The sequence below is a fragment of the Burkholderia sp. SIMBA_051 genome (genome assembly GCF_046534915.1).
GTDB classification, from domain to species: Bacteria; Pseudomonadota; Gammaproteobacteria; order Burkholderiales; family Burkholderiaceae; genus Burkholderia; species Burkholderia ambifaria.
Genome location: NZ_JAWRXS010000004.1, coordinates 169,272 through 183,709, shown reverse-complemented (window position 1 = coordinate 183,709; position 14,438 = coordinate 169,272). Strand labels below are relative to the sequence as shown.

Annotated in this window: 16 protein-coding genes and 1 tRNA gene; 9 read left to right on the top strand and 8 right to left on the bottom strand. The window is 66.9% G+C overall.

Annotated elements, in window-relative coordinates:
• Window positions 1–81 precede the first annotated feature (81 nt).
• The 5 genes from rlmB to SB771_RS11235 all read left to right on the top strand — a co-directional run bounded on the left by rlmB (window position 82) and on the right by SB771_RS11235 (window position 4,705).
• The gene (gene rlmB, locus SB771_RS11255) at window positions 82–825 is read left to right on the top strand and encodes a 23S rRNA (guanosine(2251)-2'-O)-methyltransferase RlmB (protein WP_011656749.1); all 744 of its coding nucleotides are present in this window, start codon (window positions 82–84) and stop codon (window positions 823–825) included.
• Between the two features lie 126 nt (window positions 826–951).
• A complete protein-coding gene (locus SB771_RS11250; protein ID WP_175660705.1) occupies window positions 952–1,821 on the top strand; it encodes an N-acetylmuramoyl-L-alanine amidase in 870 nt (289 codons plus the stop codon).
• Between the two features lie 103 nt (window positions 1,822–1,924).
• Window positions 1,925–2,617 carry a ribose-5-phosphate isomerase RpiA gene (rpiA, locus tag SB771_RS11245; RefSeq protein WP_175660706.1) on the top strand — a complete coding sequence of 231 codons (693 nt, stop codon included), beginning with the start codon at window positions 1,925–1,927 and terminating at the stop codon, window positions 2,615–2,617.
• A 283-nt stretch (window positions 2,618–2,900) separates the two neighbouring features.
• On the top strand, window positions 2,901–3,617 hold the full coding sequence (locus tag SB771_RS11240; RefSeq protein ID WP_006751033.1) for a FadR/GntR family transcriptional regulator: 717 nt from the start codon (window positions 2,901–2,903) through the stop codon (window positions 3,615–3,617).
• A 101-nt stretch (window positions 3,618–3,718) separates the two neighbouring features.
• Entirely contained in the window at window positions 3,719–4,705 is a 987-nt protein-coding gene (locus tag SB771_RS11235; protein WP_011656752.1) for a Gfo/Idh/MocA family protein, read from the top strand.
• Between the two features lie 55 nt (window positions 4,706–4,760).
• Here the strand turns inward: SB771_RS11235 and SB771_RS11230 are convergent, their stop codons facing one another.
• From SB771_RS11230 to SB771_RS11200, 7 genes are all read right to left on the bottom strand, one after another.
• Window positions 4,761–5,453, bottom strand: a complete 693-nt coding sequence (locus tag SB771_RS11230) for an amino acid ABC transporter permease (protein WP_006758016.1) — start codon at window positions 5,451–5,453, stop codon at window positions 4,761–4,763.
• Window positions 5,454–5,575: 122 nt separating this feature from the next.
• On the bottom strand, window positions 5,576–6,370 hold the full coding sequence (locus SB771_RS11225; RefSeq protein ID WP_175660707.1) for a cystine ABC transporter substrate-binding protein: 795 nt from the start codon (window positions 6,368–6,370) through the stop codon (window positions 5,576–5,578).
• A gap of 100 nt (window positions 6,371–6,470) precedes the next feature.
• Complete coding sequence (locus SB771_RS11220; protein ID WP_006751029.1) at window positions 6,471–7,508, bottom strand: quinone-dependent dihydroorotate dehydrogenase; 1,038 nt, start codon at window positions 7,506–7,508, stop codon at window positions 6,471–6,473.
• Between the two features lie 180 nt (window positions 7,509–7,688).
• Window positions 7,689–8,519 (bottom strand): arginyltransferase, encoded by an 831-nt coding sequence (locus tag SB771_RS11215; protein ID WP_126227785.1) that lies wholly within the window; start codon window positions 8,517–8,519, stop codon window positions 7,689–7,691.
• 33 nt (window positions 8,520–8,552) lie between these two features.
• Complete coding sequence (aat, locus tag SB771_RS11210) at window positions 8,553–9,317, bottom strand: leucyl/phenylalanyl-tRNA--protein transferase (RefSeq protein WP_006751027.1); 765 nt, start codon at window positions 9,315–9,317, stop codon at window positions 8,553–8,555.
• Between the two features lie 11 nt (window positions 9,318–9,328).
• Window positions 9,329–9,874 (bottom strand): NUDIX hydrolase, encoded by a 546-nt coding sequence (locus tag SB771_RS11205; RefSeq protein ID WP_006751026.1) that lies wholly within the window; start codon window positions 9,872–9,874, stop codon window positions 9,329–9,331.
• Window positions 9,875–10,046: 172 nt separating this feature from the next.
• A tRNA-Met gene (locus tag SB771_RS11200) sits at window positions 10,047–10,123 on the bottom strand.
• A 226-nt stretch (window positions 10,124–10,349) separates the two neighbouring features.
• Between SB771_RS11200 and SB771_RS11195 the strand changes: the two genes are divergently transcribed.
• Genes SB771_RS11195 through SB771_RS11185 form a run of 3 tightly spaced genes read left to right on the top strand, consistent with a single transcriptional unit; the run spans window position 10,350 to window position 12,381 of the window.
• Window positions 10,350–10,847, top strand: a complete 498-nt coding sequence (locus SB771_RS11195) for a heme-degrading domain-containing protein (protein ID WP_175660708.1) — start codon at window positions 10,350–10,352, stop codon at window positions 10,845–10,847.
• Window positions 10,848–10,850: 3 nt separating this feature from the next.
• Window positions 10,851–11,189, top strand: coding sequence for a DMT family transporter (locus SB771_RS11190; RefSeq protein ID WP_011656759.1), 339 nt, complete (start codon window positions 10,851–10,853; stop codon window positions 11,187–11,189).
• A 31-nt stretch (window positions 11,190–11,220) separates the two neighbouring features.
• Window positions 11,221–12,381: an enoyl-CoA hydratase/isomerase family protein gene (locus SB771_RS11185; protein WP_175660709.1), complete on the top strand. Its 1,161-nt coding sequence runs from the start codon at window positions 11,221–11,223 to the stop codon at window positions 12,379–12,381.
• A 118-nt stretch (window positions 12,382–12,499) separates the two neighbouring features.
• On the opposite strand, the gene SB771_RS11180 is transcribed toward SB771_RS11185, so the two are convergent.
• Window positions 12,500–12,928, bottom strand: a complete 429-nt coding sequence (locus tag SB771_RS11180) for a hypothetical protein (protein ID WP_012363791.1) — start codon at window positions 12,926–12,928, stop codon at window positions 12,500–12,502.
• A 341-nt stretch (window positions 12,929–13,269) separates the two neighbouring features.
• On the opposite strand from SB771_RS11180, the gene ssuD reads away from it, so the two are divergent.
• Window positions 13,270–14,427, top strand: coding sequence for an FMNH2-dependent alkanesulfonate monooxygenase (gene ssuD / locus SB771_RS11175; protein ID WP_006751021.1), 1,158 nt, complete (start codon window positions 13,270–13,272; stop codon window positions 14,425–14,427).
• Window positions 14,428–14,438: the final 11 nt, after the last annotated feature.

Genomic DNA, 14,438 nt, shown 5'->3' with positions numbered 1-14,438 from the left:
GCAACGCGGCGCTTTCCTTTTCCATGGATCGCGGCCGCGCACGTCGCGCGGCCGCACGTTTGATCGAAGGTTGTTCCAGTCATGTCACGTCTGAAGGTTCTTTACGGTTTTCATGCGGTGACCGCACGTTTGCGGCACGATGCATCGACGGTTGCGGAGGTGCTGTACGACCAGACGCGCCGCGACCGCCGCATGCAGGACTTCCTGCACACCGCGAAGGAAGCGGGCGTGCGGCTGATCGCGGCCGACGAAACCCGCCTGTGGGGCCTCGCGCATACCGAGCGCCACCAGGGCGTCGTCGCGCGCGTCGAGGACGTCCCGCTCGCGCAGAATCTGTCCGAACTGCTCGACGGCATCCAGGGCCCGGCGCTTCTGCTGGTGCTCGACGGTGTCACCGATCCGCACAACCTGGGCGCATGCCTGCGTGTCGCCGATTCGGCAGGCGCGCATGCGGTGATCGCGCCGCGTGACCGCGCGGTCGGCCTGAACGCGACCGCGGCGAAGGTCGCGAGCGGCGCGGCCGACACGGTGCCGTACATCACCGTCACGAACCTCGCCCGCGCGCTGCGCGAGCTGAAGGAAGCGGGCGTATGGATCATCGGCACGTCGGACGACGCGTCGGCGACGCTGTACGACACGAAGCTCGACGGCCCCGTCGCGATCGTGATGGGCGCGGAAGGCGAAGGCATGCGCCGGCTTACGCGCGACACCTGCGACGACGTGATGAGCATCCCGATGGCCGGCAGCGTGGAGAGCCTGAACGTGTCGGTTGCAAGCGGCGTGTGCCTGTACGAAGCGGTGCGGCAGCGGCGCGTGAAGGGCTGACACCGGCTGATTCTCCGGCCGACTCACGGGCAGACGCACGCGGTCTCGCGCGATGCGCGGGCCGCCACGACCCGAACGACGCGTGCCGCGATTGTGCGCGGCACGCGGCCCCGGAACTCGCGAACCATGACCCTGATTCGCCTCGGCGCATCATGCGCCATCCTTGGCCTGCTGGCCGCCTGCACGTCGCCGTCGCTGGTCGAGCGCGGCAGCTACTACGCCGACACGGGCCTGCACGCGCGCGGCGCCGATGCGCGGATCCGCTTTCTCGTGATGCATTACACCGAAAGCGACGAAGCGAAATCGCTGCGCACGCTGACCGGCGATTCGGTCAGCGTCCACTACGTCGTGCCGCCGCAACCGCGCATCGAACACGGGATGCCGGTCGTCTATCAGCTCGTTCCCGAATCGAAGCGCGCATGGCATGCGGGCATCAGCGAATGGCAGCGCACGACCGAGCTCAATGCGGCGTCGATCGGCATCGAGAACGTGAATCGCGGCCCGCTTGATCCGCAAAACCTTACCTGGCAGCCGTATTCGCCTGAGCAGGTCGATGCGCTGATTCGCCTGTCGAAGGATATCGTCGCGCGCTACGGGATTGCACCGACGCGCGTGGTCGGACACAGCGACATCGCACCGCAACGCAAGATCGATCCCGGTCCGCTGTTCCCGTGGCATGCGCTCGCGCAGGCCGGCGTCGGCGCATGGCCGGACGATGCGACCGTGGCCGCGCGGCTCGGCGATCGCGATCCACACGCGTTCGTCGACGTGCGCGAATTGCAGCTGAAGCTCGCGCGCTACGGCTACGACGTGCCGACCGACGGCGTGCTCGACGCGCGCACGCGCCGCGTATTCGCCGCATTCCAGATGCACTTCCGGCCATCCGACTACGCGGGCAACCCGGACGCCGAGACCGACGCGATCGCACAGGCGCTCCTCGACAAGTATTTCCCTGCTGCGCCTGCCGACAACGCGTCTGCCGACGGCACGCCGTGACCGTCGGCTTGTCCGGGGCCGACATCCGCGCGGAAAAAGCCCGGGGCGTCTGGCGAGTCCGGTAAACTGGCGGTTTTCCGCAATCCCGCTGCATTCCCACCTCATGACTCAAGACGAACTCAAACGCCTGGTCGGCCAGGCGGCCGCCGATTATGTGATCCAGAACGTGCCGGAAGGCGCCGTGATCGGCGTCGGCACCGGCTCGACCGCCAACTGCTTCATCGACGCGCTCGCGGCCGTCAAATCGCGCTATCGCGGCGCCGTGTCGAGCTCGGTCGCGACGACCGAGCGCCTGAAATCGCACGGCATCAAGGTGTTCGACCTGAACGAGATCGAGTCGCTGCAGGTGTACGTCGATGGCGCCGACGAGATCGACGCAAGCGGTGCAATGATCAAGGGCGGCGGCGGTGCATTGACGCGCGAAAAGATCGTTGCGTCGGTGGCCGATACGTTCGTCTGCATCGCGGACGGCAGCAAGCGCGTGCCGGTGCTCGGCGCATTCCCGCTGCCGATCGAGGTCGTGCCGATGGCGCGCACGGCGATCGGCCGGCGCGTGACCGCGCTCGGCGGCGTGCCGGTGCTGCGCGTGACGCAGGACGGCGCACCGTACATCACCGACAACGGCAACGAGATCATCGACGTGAAGGGGCTGCAGATCGCCGATCCGCGCGGTTTCGAAGCGCAGGTCAACGCGTGGCCGGGCGTCGTGACGGTCGGCCTGTTCGCCGAACGCGGCGCCAATCTGTGCCTGCTCGGCACGCCGGACGGCGTCGAGACGATCGTTTATCCCGCTTAATCAAGACTGAATGAGAAGCAGTCCGTAATGGCGTCAACAAGCCGTAATGGATTGCATGGTTAAATCTTGTGGAAGTCCCGGCCCGGCAAGCGCAGCGCGCTTTCCGGGCTTTTTTTGAAGCCTTATAAATCACCTCTTCCAAAAGAGGGATAACCCTGTCAGGTGTTTACCAGATAGCGGAATATCCCCGAAATCATCAACTTATAGATCATAAGAACAGTCGTAACCAGGGCCGGCGGAACTGCGGAGCAGGTGTTCGCAAATCGACGCACGGGGAGGTGTCATGGAGCAGGGCAAAGACCGGTCACTGGTCGCCAAAGTGATGGATGGGCTTGTCGCGGGTATCGTCGAGGACAAGTACGGCGGCATTTTGCCGCCGCAGGACGTGCTGTCGAAAGAGTTCGACGTGAGCCGCACGGTGATGCGCGAAGCATTGTCGATGTTGCTTGCGCGCGACATGCTCGACGTGCGTCCGAAAGTCGGTACGCGCGTTCGACCGATGCGCGACTGGCGCATGATCGACGAAGACGTGGTGAGCTGGCGGTTTCGCGCGAAACCGGATCCGCAATTCATGCGCGACGTCATCGAATTCCGGATGCTGATCGAACCGCGCGCGACCGCGCAGGCGGCGGTGCGTGCAACGGCCGTCGACATCGCGGGCATTCGCGAGGCATTCGACGCGTTCAAGGTGCTGCAACCGGGCGACCCCGGCTACGACACGGCGGACGAACTGCTGCACACGCGCATCGTTCAAGCGAGCGGCAATCAGTTCTTCCAGCAGATGGCGGCGATCGTGCGCGGCGCAGTGCGGCTCGTGAATCCGCGCGTCGTGCAGAAGGATGGCGCGCACGACATCGCGGTCAAGGCGCATGCACGCGTCGTCGATGCGATCGAACGCCGCGATCCGCGCGAAGCCGAAGCGGCATCGCTCGCCCTGATCGATTTCAGCGCCGACGAGATTTCGCGCGATTTCTCCGTCGACGTGCCTGCCCGCGCTTGAATCCACCCGCGTCGCTTAGCCCTGAGCCGGCGAGCCGTTTATCATGACGGCCGGCCGGCAGCGTGTCGGCCACCGCCATACGAACGACACGGAAGATCCGGATGAACGACCTCGACAACCGCCCGGTGCGCTTCGGCATCGTCGGCGCAGGCAGCATCGCACGCCGTTTCGCGCAAAGCCTCGCTCACGTGCCGGGCGCCGCGCTCGCCGGCGTGTGGGCACGCCGCGCCGACGCGGCAGCCGCCTTCTGCGACAGCTGCGGCGGCACGCCCGCGGCCAGCCTCGATGCGCTCCTCGCGAGCGACATCGACGCGATCTACATCGCGACCCTCCACGACAGCCATGCGCAGTACGCGCAGGCGGCGCTCGCCGCCGGCAAGGCCGTGCTGTGCGAAAAGCCGGCGACGCTGAACGCGGCGCAACTCGACGCGGTGCTGGACGCGGCGCGCGCTGCCGGACGGCTCTTCATGGAAGCGATGAAGCCGCCGTTCTTTCCGCTGTACCGACAGTTACGTGCGCACCTGCGTGACGATCCGATCGGCGAGATCCGGCTCGTGCGCGCGGGCTGCGCGTCGTCGTCGGTGCCGGACGATCATTCCGTCTATCGACTCGACCGCGCCGGCGGCGCGCTGCTCGACATCGGGATCTACGAAGCGTTTCTCGCGGTCGACTGGCTCGGCGCCGCACTTGATGTGCAGACGCTCGGCCGTATCGGCGCGACGGGCGTCGACGTCTTCGCGAGCCTGAACAGCCGCCACGCGAATGGCGGCATCGCGCAGCTCTTTTGCGGGCTCGACGTGATGGGACGCGGCGACGCGCTGATCGCCGCGGCGGGCGGCCACGTGACGATTCACGAGAAGTGGTGGAACCCCACGCGGGCGACGATTCGCTATGCCGACGGACGTACCGTCGAACTCGATGCACCGTTCGACGGTGGCGGCCTGAACTACGAGACCGCGCATTTCTGCGACCTGCTGCGTGCGGGTGAACTGGAGAGCCCGATCATGACGCACGACCATTCACGACAGATGATCGCGATGACCGACGCGGCGCGCGCGGCGCTCGGCGTGCGCTATTCGGGCGAGTAGGCGGGAAGGAAGGGGCCGGGCGCGCATCCGCGGCCCGGCGGGTGATGCGACGTGCTCAGTGCCGCGCGGGCAGCGACAGGCGCTTTTCGTACCAGCGCTGGACCCATTCGAGGATCTGGCACAGCACCCAGTAGACGGCAGCGGCGGCGAGGTACAGCGGCAACGGCTGATAGGTCGCCGCGATCACTTCCTGCGCGCTCCGCAGCAGCTCGGTCACGGTGATCACGGACACGAGCGACGTGTCCTTGATCAGGCTGATCAGGCTGTTCGACAGGCTCGGCACCGCGATGCGCAGCGCCTGCGGGCCGATCACGTAGCGCAGCGTCTGCCCCCACGACAGCCCGAGGCTGTAGGCGGCCAGCCATTGGCCGCGCGCGATCCCGTTGATCGCGCCGCGCATGCTTTCGGACATGTAAGCAGCGACGTTCGCGGACAGCGCGATGACGCCGGCCGGCGTCGGATCGAGCGAGATGCCGAGGCTCGGCAATCCGTAATAAATCACGAAGATCTGCACGAGCAGCGGCGTGCCGCGCATCAGGCTCACATACGCGCGCGCGAGCCACGCGAGCGCGTTGACCCAGATGCGTTCGAAGCCTTCGAGCGGTTCGCTTTGCCGGATGCCCATCATCGCGAGCATGACGGCGCCGAGCAGGCCGAACACCATCGACAGCACGGCGAACTTGACGGTCAGTACGGCACCCTGGGCGAGCACCGGCAGCGATTGGACGAGCAGGGACGTTGTCGACATGGAATACGAAGCGAGTGCGTGCGCGAAAGCGCAATCATAAACCGGACCGATAAAACAAAGGGCGGCATCGTTTCGGATGCCGCCCATTCCGGCCCGCCGTCAGGCGGGAAACAGAGGCGTGCTTACTTGATCGGCTTCGTCACGTCGATGCCGAACCACTTGTCCGAGATCTTCGTGAACGTGCCGTCGGCCTCGAGTTGCGCCATGGCGTCGTCGATCGCCTTCTGGAACTTCGGGTTGCCCTTCCTGAACGGGATGCCCGACGGATTCGCCGAGCCGACGTTCGCGCCCGGGCGCAGCGGCAGTTGCGAGTTCTTCGTCAGATACGCGAGCATCAGGCGGTCGTTCAGTGCCGCGTCGAGACGGCCCGCCGCGAGGTCGCGCAGGTACTCGGGCGCGCCCGGGTACGTCTTCACGTCGATGCCGGGCACCGACTTCGCCATGTCCATGTAGTTCGTGCCGAGCGCGACGCCGAGCTTCTTGCCCTTCAGGTCGTCGAGCGACTTGAACTGGCGCGTATCGTCCTTGCGCTGGATCAGCTGCGCGGACGAGTACGTGTACGCCGGCGAGAAGTCGAGCGTTTCCTTGCGCTTGTCGGTGATGCCGACCTGGTTGGCGATCACGTCGAACTTGCCGGCCTGCAGGCCCGCGATGATGCCGCTCCATTCGGTCGTGACGAACTCGGCCTTCACGCCGAGCTTCGCGGCGACGGCTTTCGCGATGTCGACGTCGAAGCCGACCAGCTCGCCTTGCGGGTTCTTCGAGTTGAACGGCGGGAACGTGCCTTCGAGGCCGACGCGCAGCGTGCCGCGTTGCTTGACCTGGTCGAGGAGGTCGGCCGCATGCGCGGTGGCCGCGGCGAACGACGTGCCGATCAGGCCGGCGACGAGCAGCTTCTTCAGCAGCGAAATTTTCATCGTGTGAGCTTCCTTGCCCCGGCGGGGCTTGAGTCTGACAATGGGGTCGATCATAGCAAAAATGCAATCGACCACTAAATACCGTTTGTTTATGACTATATTACGCGGTGCGTTCGCGCGCGATGGCCTTTACGCATTCGGCCACGAGCGCCGGGCCGCGATAGATGAAGCCCGTATACAGCTGGACGAGCGATGCGCCGGCCGCGAGCTTCACGCGTGCGTCTTCGCCCGAGAAAATGCCGCCGACGCCGATGATCGGCACCGCGCTGCCGACTTCCGCATGCAGCTTGCGGATCACTTCGTTCGACGCGTCGAACACCGGGCGGCCCGACAGGCCGCCGGCTTCGTCCGCATGCGGCAGGCCCTGCACGGCCGCGCGCGACAGCGTCGTGTTGGTGGCGATCACTGCCTCGATCTTGTGGCGCAGCAGCGTGTCGCCGATTTCCTTCACCTGTTCGTCGTCGAGATCGGGGGCGATCTTCAGCGCGAGCGGCACGAGCTTGCCGTGCAGGTCGGCGAGGCGCTGCTGCTTGTCCTTCAGCGCGGCGAGCAGCGCGTCGAGTTCGCCCGCGCCCTGCAGCTGGCGCAGGTTCTTCGTGTTCGGCGACGAAATGTTGATCGTCACGTAGCTCGCGAACGGGTACACGCGCTCGAGGCAGTAGAGGTAGTCTTCCGCCGCGCGCTCGATCGGCGTGTCGGCGTTCTTGCCGATGTTCAGGCCGAGGATGCCGCGATAGCGGGCGGCCTGGACGTTCTTCACGAACTGGTCGACGCCGTGGTTGTTGAAGCCCATCCGATTGATCAGCGCGTCGGCCTGCGGCAGGCGGAACATCCGCGGGCGCGGATTGCCCGGCTGCGGGCGCGGCGTGACGGTGCCCACCTCGATGAAGCCGAAGCCGAGCGACGCGAGGCCGTCGATGGCCGCACCGTCCTTGTCGAGGCCGGCGGCGAGGCCGACCGGGTTGCGGAACGTGAGCCCCATCACGGTGCGCGGCGCATCGGGCACGCGGGCCGACAGCGCGCAGGCAAGGCCCGTGCGGCCGGCCGCGCCGAGCGCGCGCAGCGTGAGGTGGTGAGCGTCTTCCGCATCCATCTTGAACAGGGATGCGCGGGCCAGCGGATAGAGGGAACTGAACACGGGAATTGGGCGGACGGCCGGAATGAATGACAACCCGCTATTTTACCGGGAGTTGCGCGGCACGGGCGGGCTTCGCTTCGCGCGCGCCGGCGGGGGCGCGTCTCTTGCGGTGCGGTGGCGCGTGCGCGAGCGGAAACGGTGCCCGTTGCAGGCGCGAAGCCGCGCCGCGCGAGCAGATCGTCAACCCGACCCGGAATGTCCACCCGGCAGCGGCGCGCGCGCCAGTGCCGCGTCGACCGGCGGCAGCTCGACCCGATCGGGATCGAGTACTTTCCAGCGGCCGTCGAGCAACCCTTCGAGCGGATGGAAGTTCGCCTTGTAGGCCATCTTCGGGCTCTCGCGGATCCAGTAGCCGAGATACACGTACGGCAGGCCGAGGCTCTTCGCCTGTTCGATCTGCCACAGAATGTTGTACGTGCCGTAGCTCGTGTGCTGGTCGTCGGGTTCGAAGAACGTGTAGACGGACGATAGCCCGTCGCCGAGGATGTCGATCATGCTGACCATGCGCAGCTTGCCCGGCTCGCCGCCCGGCGCGTCGAGGTCGCGGAATTCGACGAGGCGCGAATTGATCCGGCTCTGCAGCAGGAACTGCTCGTACTGGTCGCGGCTGTCGCGGTCCATGCCGCCGCCCGCGTGGCGCGCGGACTGATAGCGCATGTAGAGCGCGTAGTGTTCCTCGTCGTAGTGCAGCGGCGAGACGGTCGCGACGAGCGCGCGGTGCCGCTTCCACATCCGGCGCTGCGTGCGCGACGGCGTGAACGCGCCGACCGGCACGCGCACCGGTACGCAGGCGCGGCAGCCGTCGCAGTACGGGCGATAGGTGAACACGCCCGAGCGCCGGAAGCCGGCCTTCACGAGCTCGGTATAGATGTCGGAGTTGATCAGGTGGCTCGGCGTCGCGACTTGCGAGCGCGCGATGCGACCGTCCAGATAGCTGCACGGATAGGGCGCCGTTGCATAGAATTGCAGCGCCGAAAGCGGTGAAAGCGGCAGCTCAGTCGGGTGAGTCATGGGCAGCTCTCGATGCAGGGAAGGAGTGCCGCGCTAGCGCTCGATCCCGGAGGGCGCCGCCGGTTCGGCGGGGCCCGTCAGCGCGGCGAGCACGCGCTTGTCGAACTGCCACGGAATCGGCGGTTCGGCCACCGCGCGGCGCACGTGAGCAACAAAGGCCTTGCGTGCGATCTCGCGGCCACCGAGCGACGCTAGATGCGACGTATTCTGCTGGCAGTCTATCATTTCCAGCCCCTGCTCGCGAAGGTGGGCGACCAGCGTTGCCAGCGCGATCTTCGACGCATCGGTGGCGTCCGCGTACATCGACTCGCCGAAGAACATCCGTCCGAACGCAACCCCGTACAGACCGCCGATGCGGCGCCCGTCGTGCCAGGTCTCGATGCTGTGCGCGTTGCCGGAGCGGTAGAGCGACGTATAGGCGTCGATGATCTCGGCCGTGATCCACGTGCCGCGCTGCCCGCGGCGCGGCGCCTGCGCGCACGCGCGCATCACGCCCGCAAAGTCATGGTCGACGCGCACTTCCCATGCGGGCTCGCGCAGCACGCGCCTGAGCGTCTTGCGCAGCGACGGTGACACCTTGAATTCGGCCGGTGCGAGGATCATCCGCGGGTCGGGGCTCCACCACAGCACGGGCTGGCCGTCCGAATACCACGGGAAGATGCCGCGCAGGTAGGCCTCGATCAGGCGCGACGGCAGCAGGTCGGCACTCGCGGCGAGCAGCCCCGGCGCGCCGGTCGCGGGGCCGAGCGCGCGTTCGACGGGCGGAAACGGATCGTCCGGGCCGAGCCAGGGGACCATGGGGCGCGCGCTCAGCCGTTGCGCAGCGAGCGGAAGATATCGCCGGTATGCACGCCGTAGTCGCCGGCGGCGCGATCGGCGAAGAAGAAGCGCAGGGTCTGGCTGACGGTCGGGAACGCGATCTCGTCCCACGGAATGTCGGCTTCGTCGAACAGCTTGACCTCGAGGCTTTCCTCGCCGGCCTCGTAAGCCGGATCGACGAGCCGCGCCAGGTAGAACAGGTGGACCTGATGCACGTGCGGCACGTTGAGCAGCGTGAACAGGTTCTGCACCTCGACGCGCGCGCCGGCTTCCTCGAGCGTTTCGCGCGCGGCGGCCTCGGCCGTCGTCTCGCCCATTTCCATGAAGCCCGCCGGCAGCGTCCAGAACCCGTAGCGCGGTTCGATCGCGCGGCGGCAGAGCAGCACCTGATCGCCCCAGACCGGCACCGTGCCGACCACGTTGCGCGGATTCTGGTAATGGATCGTGCCGCAGTGATCGCAAATGAAGCGCTCGCGGTTATCGCCCGGAGGAATGCGTGCGATGACGTCGTGACCGCAGACGGAGCAGAATTTCATGTCGAGTGGAAGGGACGAGGTGAATGCGAGTGTATCACCGGGGCGCGGCATTCTCGAACGCGAGCGCTTGCGCGCGGCGTGCCGTGCGAAGCGCAACCGCGATGCGCGGGAACGGGCGCGGAAAAACAAAAAGCCCGGCGCGGAGCCGGGCTTTTTGCATGAATCGGGACGTTGGTTGCGGGGGTAGGATTTGAACCTACGACCTTCGGGTTATGAGCCCGACGAGCTGCCAGACTGCTCCACCCCGCGTCCGTCGAAGAAATGAATTATATGGGCTATCCGGAACGCGTGCAAGCACTTTTTGACAATCGCGCCACCGGGGCGCGTTGGCAGCTTGTGGGGCCGGTACGGCGGGGGCGTGCGCTAGAATCGAGCGGTTTGCTCGTGTCGTTCATTCCCGCAGCGAAGCCGTGCGCGATCGCATCGGTGCCGTTGCAACGCTCACTACTGTTGTTACTACTGCCTCGACGGATTCATGGACATCGCTCACGATCTGCAATCGATCGGCGCGCAGGAACAGGCGCTCGTGTTTCCCCATTTCGACCCGGCCCGCGCGTGGGCGCTCGGCAGCCGCATGCATGCGCTCGCGACGGCGCGCGGTCACGCGATCGCGATCGACATTGTCACGTTCGGCCAGCCGCTGTTCTACGCGGCGCTCGCCGGCGCGACGCCCGACAACGTGGACTGGGTGCGCCGCAAGCGCAACGTTGTCGCGCATTTCCGTCGCAGTTCGTATGCGATCGGCCTGCGCATGCAGCAGGCCGGCGCGTCGCTCGCGGACAAGCACGGGCTGCCCATCTCCGACTATTCGCCGCACGGCGGTTCGTTTCCGCTGACCGTCGCGGGGGCCGGCGTGATCGGCTCGATCACCGCGTCGGGGCTGCCGCAGCGCGCGGATCACGAGTTCGTCGTCGAAGCGCTGTGTGCCGAGCTCGGGCAGGACTACGCCGCGCTCGCGCTTGCGAGGAGCTGAGCGATGCAGCTTCCGGGTTACGCATGGCTCGCGATCGCGATCGTCGCGGAAGTGGTCGGCACGTCCGCGCTGCGCGCGGCGGACGGCTTCACGCGCTTCTGGCCGTCGGCGCTCGTCGTGGCCGGTTACGGCATCGCGTTCTATTGTCTGTCGCTCACGCTGCGCACGATGCCGGTCGGCATCATCTATGCGGTGTGGTCGGGCGCCGGCATCGTGCTGATCACGCTCGTCGCGATGCTGCTCTATCGTCAGGTGCCGGACGTGCCGGCGGTGATCGGCCTCGGCCTGATCGTCGCGGGCGTCGTGGTGCTGAACCTGTTCTCGAAGATGCAGGCGCACTGAGCGTGCGCCCGCGATACGCCGGATGGCTCACATGACCGATTCCGTTTCCATTTCCGATTCCGCTTCCGCCGAAGCCGCCCAGCCCGACGTGCGCACGTATGTCGCGAACCGCATCGGCTATCTCGAACTGAACCGGCCGAAGGCGCTGAATGCGCTGTCGGTCGGGATGATCCGCGTGATGCAGCAGGCGCTCGACGCGTGGCGCGACGACGCCGACGTGCTGGCCGTCGTCGTGCACAGCCCGCATCCGCGCGCGTTCTGCGCGGGCGGCGACGTGCGCTTTTTCCACGACGCGTGGCAGCGCGGCGACCGCGAGGCGATCGACGGGTTCTTCATCGACGAATACACGCTCAACCACACGATCTTCACCTATCCGAAACCGTACATCGCGCTGATGCACGGCGTCGTGATGGGCGGCGGCATGGGCATTTCGCAGGCCGCGCGGCATACGGGCGGGCTGCGCGTCGTCACCGATTCGACGAAGATGGCGATGCCCGAAACGCGCATCGGCCTGTTCCCGGACGTCGGGATGAGCTGGTTCCTCGCGCGCACGCCGGGCGCGATCGGCCGCTATCTCGCGGTGACCGGCGCGTCGCTCGACGCGGCCGGCGCACTGTATGCGCAGCTCGCCGACGTCTATCTGCCCGATGCCGCGCTGCCGGCGCTGCTCGATACGCTGCGCAGCGTGCGCATCGACAGCGGCGCACAGGCAGTCGCGTGCGTGGCCGACGCGGCTGCCGCGCACAAGGTCGTGCCGACGCCCGACACGTCGGCGCTGGCCGACGCGCGCGCCGGGATCGATCTGCATTTCGCGCAACCCGATATCGGCGCGATCCTCGCGTCGCTCGACGCCGAGCAGGATTGCGCGGCCGTCGACGGATGGGTCGAGAAGGCGACCCATGCGATGCGCAGCCAGTTGTCGCCGCTGTCGATGGCCGTATCGCTCGAAGTCGTCGAACGGGCGCGTGGCGCGACGATGGCCGATTGCCTGCGGCGCGATCTCGACCTCACGCGCTCGACGTTCGCGCACGGCGACGTGATCGAAGGCGTGCGTGCGCTGATCGTCGACAAGGACCACCAGCCGGTCTGGCGCTTCAAGTCGGCCGCCGATATCGACCGCGCCGACGTGCTCGCGATGTTCGACAGCCCGTGGACGCCCGACGCGCATCCGCTGCGCAAGCTTAAGGACTGACGCGCGCGCTATCGGCGTGAAAAGCAAAAAGGCCGCCTGCAGGTGCAGGCGGCCTTGTCATTGGCGGATGCGGTCGGGCTTGGCGGTGGCGGCCCGGGGCCTCGCCGCGAGACGTGCGTCAGTCGTCGCCGGCGTCGTCCGACATGAACGCGCGCATGAACACGAGCGCGCCGAAGCCCCAGACCGCGTTCGCGGCGAAGCCCGACGCGAGCACCGGCATCATGTTCCCCGACGGCCAGATCCCGCGCAGCGGGTCGATCGCGAACACGCGGGCGGCCGTCAGCACGATGCCGCCGAACACCAGCGCGCCGATCCACGGCGCCTCGCGCTCCGGCGACACGCGCAGCAGCCATGCCATCGGGATCGCACAGCACGCGCTGATCAGCGCGTTCGCGACAAATTCAGGAATGCCGAGCGGTGCGAACGGTTGCGTGGAGAACCCGGCTGCGGCGATCAGGTCGGCCGTGTGCAGCAGCGCGAGCGTCGCTTCGCGAAAGAAGAGGGCGGCCAGGAAGCCGGACAGGAATGGCAGGATGACTTTCTGCATCGGTGAGTGCATTGCAGGCGCGGCTGGCCGGGGCCGTCCGCGCGAAGTTGTTCGGATTGGTGCGCCATTATAGGGCCCGGCCGCCGCGATATTCGCTGGAGCGTCGTGCTAATCACGAAAGCGGAAAACCTAAGCTCAAAAAAATCGTTCCAAAGCCCCGCACCGATCCATAGACTGATTTCCCAGAAACAGCCGTGCAATCGCGTACTCGCCCGCTGCACGGCCTGACCCGCGAGCCATCCCGATTCGAACGCACATCATGCATGCGTCGCGCATCCGCGACGCGAGCAGGGCCTCGTTTTATCCAGATTCCGGCAAGGACAGTCAAGCAGGAGCAGCAGATGAATGTTTTCTGGTTTATCCCCACGCACGGCGACAGCCGTTACCTCGGTACTGCCGAAGGCGCGCGCGCCGCGGATTACGATTACTTCAAGCAGATCGCCGTCGCGGCCGACACGCTCGGCTATGAAGGCGTGCTGCTGCCGACCGGCCGCTCCTGCGAGGATGCGTGGGTCGTCGCGTCGAGCCTGATTCCCGCGACGCAGCGCCTGAAGTTCCTGGTCGCCGTGCGTCCGGGCATCGCATCGCCCGGCTTGGCGGCGCGGATGGCCGCGACGTTCGATCGCCTGTCTGGCGGCCGCCTGCTGATCAACGTCGTGACCGGGGGCGACGCCGCCGAGCTCGAAGGCGACGGACTGTTCGCCGATCACGACACGCGCTACGAAATCACCGACGATTTCCTGCACATCTGGCGCGGGCTGCTCGCCGCCTCGCACGACAACGGCGGCTTCGACTATATCGGCAAGCACCTTCAGTCGAAGGGCGGCAAGGCGCTTTATCCGCCCGTGCAGCGCCCGCATCCGCCGTTGTGGTTCGGCGGGTCGTCGCCGGCCGCGCACACGATCGCCGCGGATCACATCGACACCTATCTGACCTGGGGCGAGCCGCCCGAGGCCGTCGCGAAGAAGATTGCCGACATCCGCGCGCGCGCCGAATCGCGCGGCCGCAAGATCCGCTTCGGCATCCGCATGCACGTGATCGTGCGCGAGACCGAGGACGAAGCATGGCGCGATGCCGAGCGCCTCATCAGCCGGCTCGACGACGAGACGATCGCCCGCGCGCAGAAGGCATTCGCGAACATGGATTCGGAAGGCCAGCGCCGGATGGCCGCGCTGCACGGCGGCAAGCGCGGCGGCCGCGACGCGCTCGAGGTGTATCCGAACCTGTGGGCCGGCGTCGGGCTCGTCCGTGGTGGCGCCGGTACCGCGCTCGTCGGCAATCCCGAGCAGGTCGCCGAACGCATGCGCGAATACGCGGATCTCGGCATCGAAACGTTCATCCTGTCCGGCTATCCGCACCTCGAGGAGTCGTACCGTTTTGCCGAGCTCGTGTTCCCGCTGATCAAGGGCGAGGGCGCAAAGCGGCCGTCCGGTCCGCTGTCGGGCCCGTTCGGCGAGATCGTCGGCAACAACTACCTGCCCAAGGCGAGCCAGAGCTGAGCGAAGGAGGC

Excerpts from the sequence above, each read along its gene's own strand:
- rlmB (WP_011656749.1), top strand. The coding sequence starts at position 82 with ATGTCACGTCTGAAGGTTCTTTACGGTTTTCATGCGGTGACCGCACGT.
- SB771_RS11250 (WP_175660705.1), top strand. The coding sequence starts at position 952 with ATGACCCTGATTCGCCTCGGCGCATCATGCGCCATCCTTGGCCTGCTG.
- rpiA (WP_175660706.1), top strand. The coding sequence starts at position 1,925 with ATGACTCAAGACGAACTCAAACGCCTGGTCGGCCAGGCGGCCGCCGAT.
- SB771_RS11240 (WP_006751033.1), top strand. The coding sequence starts at position 2,901 with ATGGAGCAGGGCAAAGACCGGTCACTGGTCGCCAAAGTGATGGATGGG.
- SB771_RS11235 (WP_011656752.1), top strand. The coding sequence starts at position 3,719 with ATGAACGACCTCGACAACCGCCCGGTGCGCTTCGGCATCGTCGGCGCA.
- SB771_RS11230 (WP_006758016.1), bottom strand. The coding sequence starts at position 5,453 with ATGTCGACAACGTCCCTGCTCGTCCAATCGCTGCCGGTGCTCGCCCAG.
- SB771_RS11225 (WP_175660707.1), bottom strand. The coding sequence starts at position 6,370 with ATGAAAATTTCGCTGCTGAAGAAGCTGCTCGTCGCCGGCCTGATCGGC.
- SB771_RS11215 (WP_126227785.1), bottom strand. The coding sequence starts at position 8,519 with ATGACTCACCCGACTGAGCTGCCGCTTTCACCGCTTTCGGCGCTGCAA.
- aat (WP_006751027.1), bottom strand. The coding sequence starts at position 9,317 with ATGGTCCCCTGGCTCGGCCCGGACGATCCGTTTCCGCCCGTCGAACGC.
- SB771_RS11205 (WP_006751026.1), bottom strand. The coding sequence starts at position 9,874 with ATGAAATTCTGCTCCGTCTGCGGTCACGACGTCATCGCACGCATTCCT.
- SB771_RS11195 (WP_175660708.1), top strand. The coding sequence starts at position 10,350 with ATGGACATCGCTCACGATCTGCAATCGATCGGCGCGCAGGAACAGGCG.
- SB771_RS11190 (WP_011656759.1), top strand. The coding sequence starts at position 10,851 with ATGCAGCTTCCGGGTTACGCATGGCTCGCGATCGCGATCGTCGCGGAA.
- SB771_RS11185 (WP_175660709.1), top strand. The coding sequence starts at position 11,221 with ATGACCGATTCCGTTTCCATTTCCGATTCCGCTTCCGCCGAAGCCGCC.
- SB771_RS11180 (WP_012363791.1), bottom strand. The coding sequence starts at position 12,928 with ATGCAGAAAGTCATCCTGCCATTCCTGTCCGGCTTCCTGGCCGCCCTC.
- ssuD (WP_006751021.1), top strand. The coding sequence starts at position 13,270 with ATGAATGTTTTCTGGTTTATCCCCACGCACGGCGACAGCCGTTACCTC.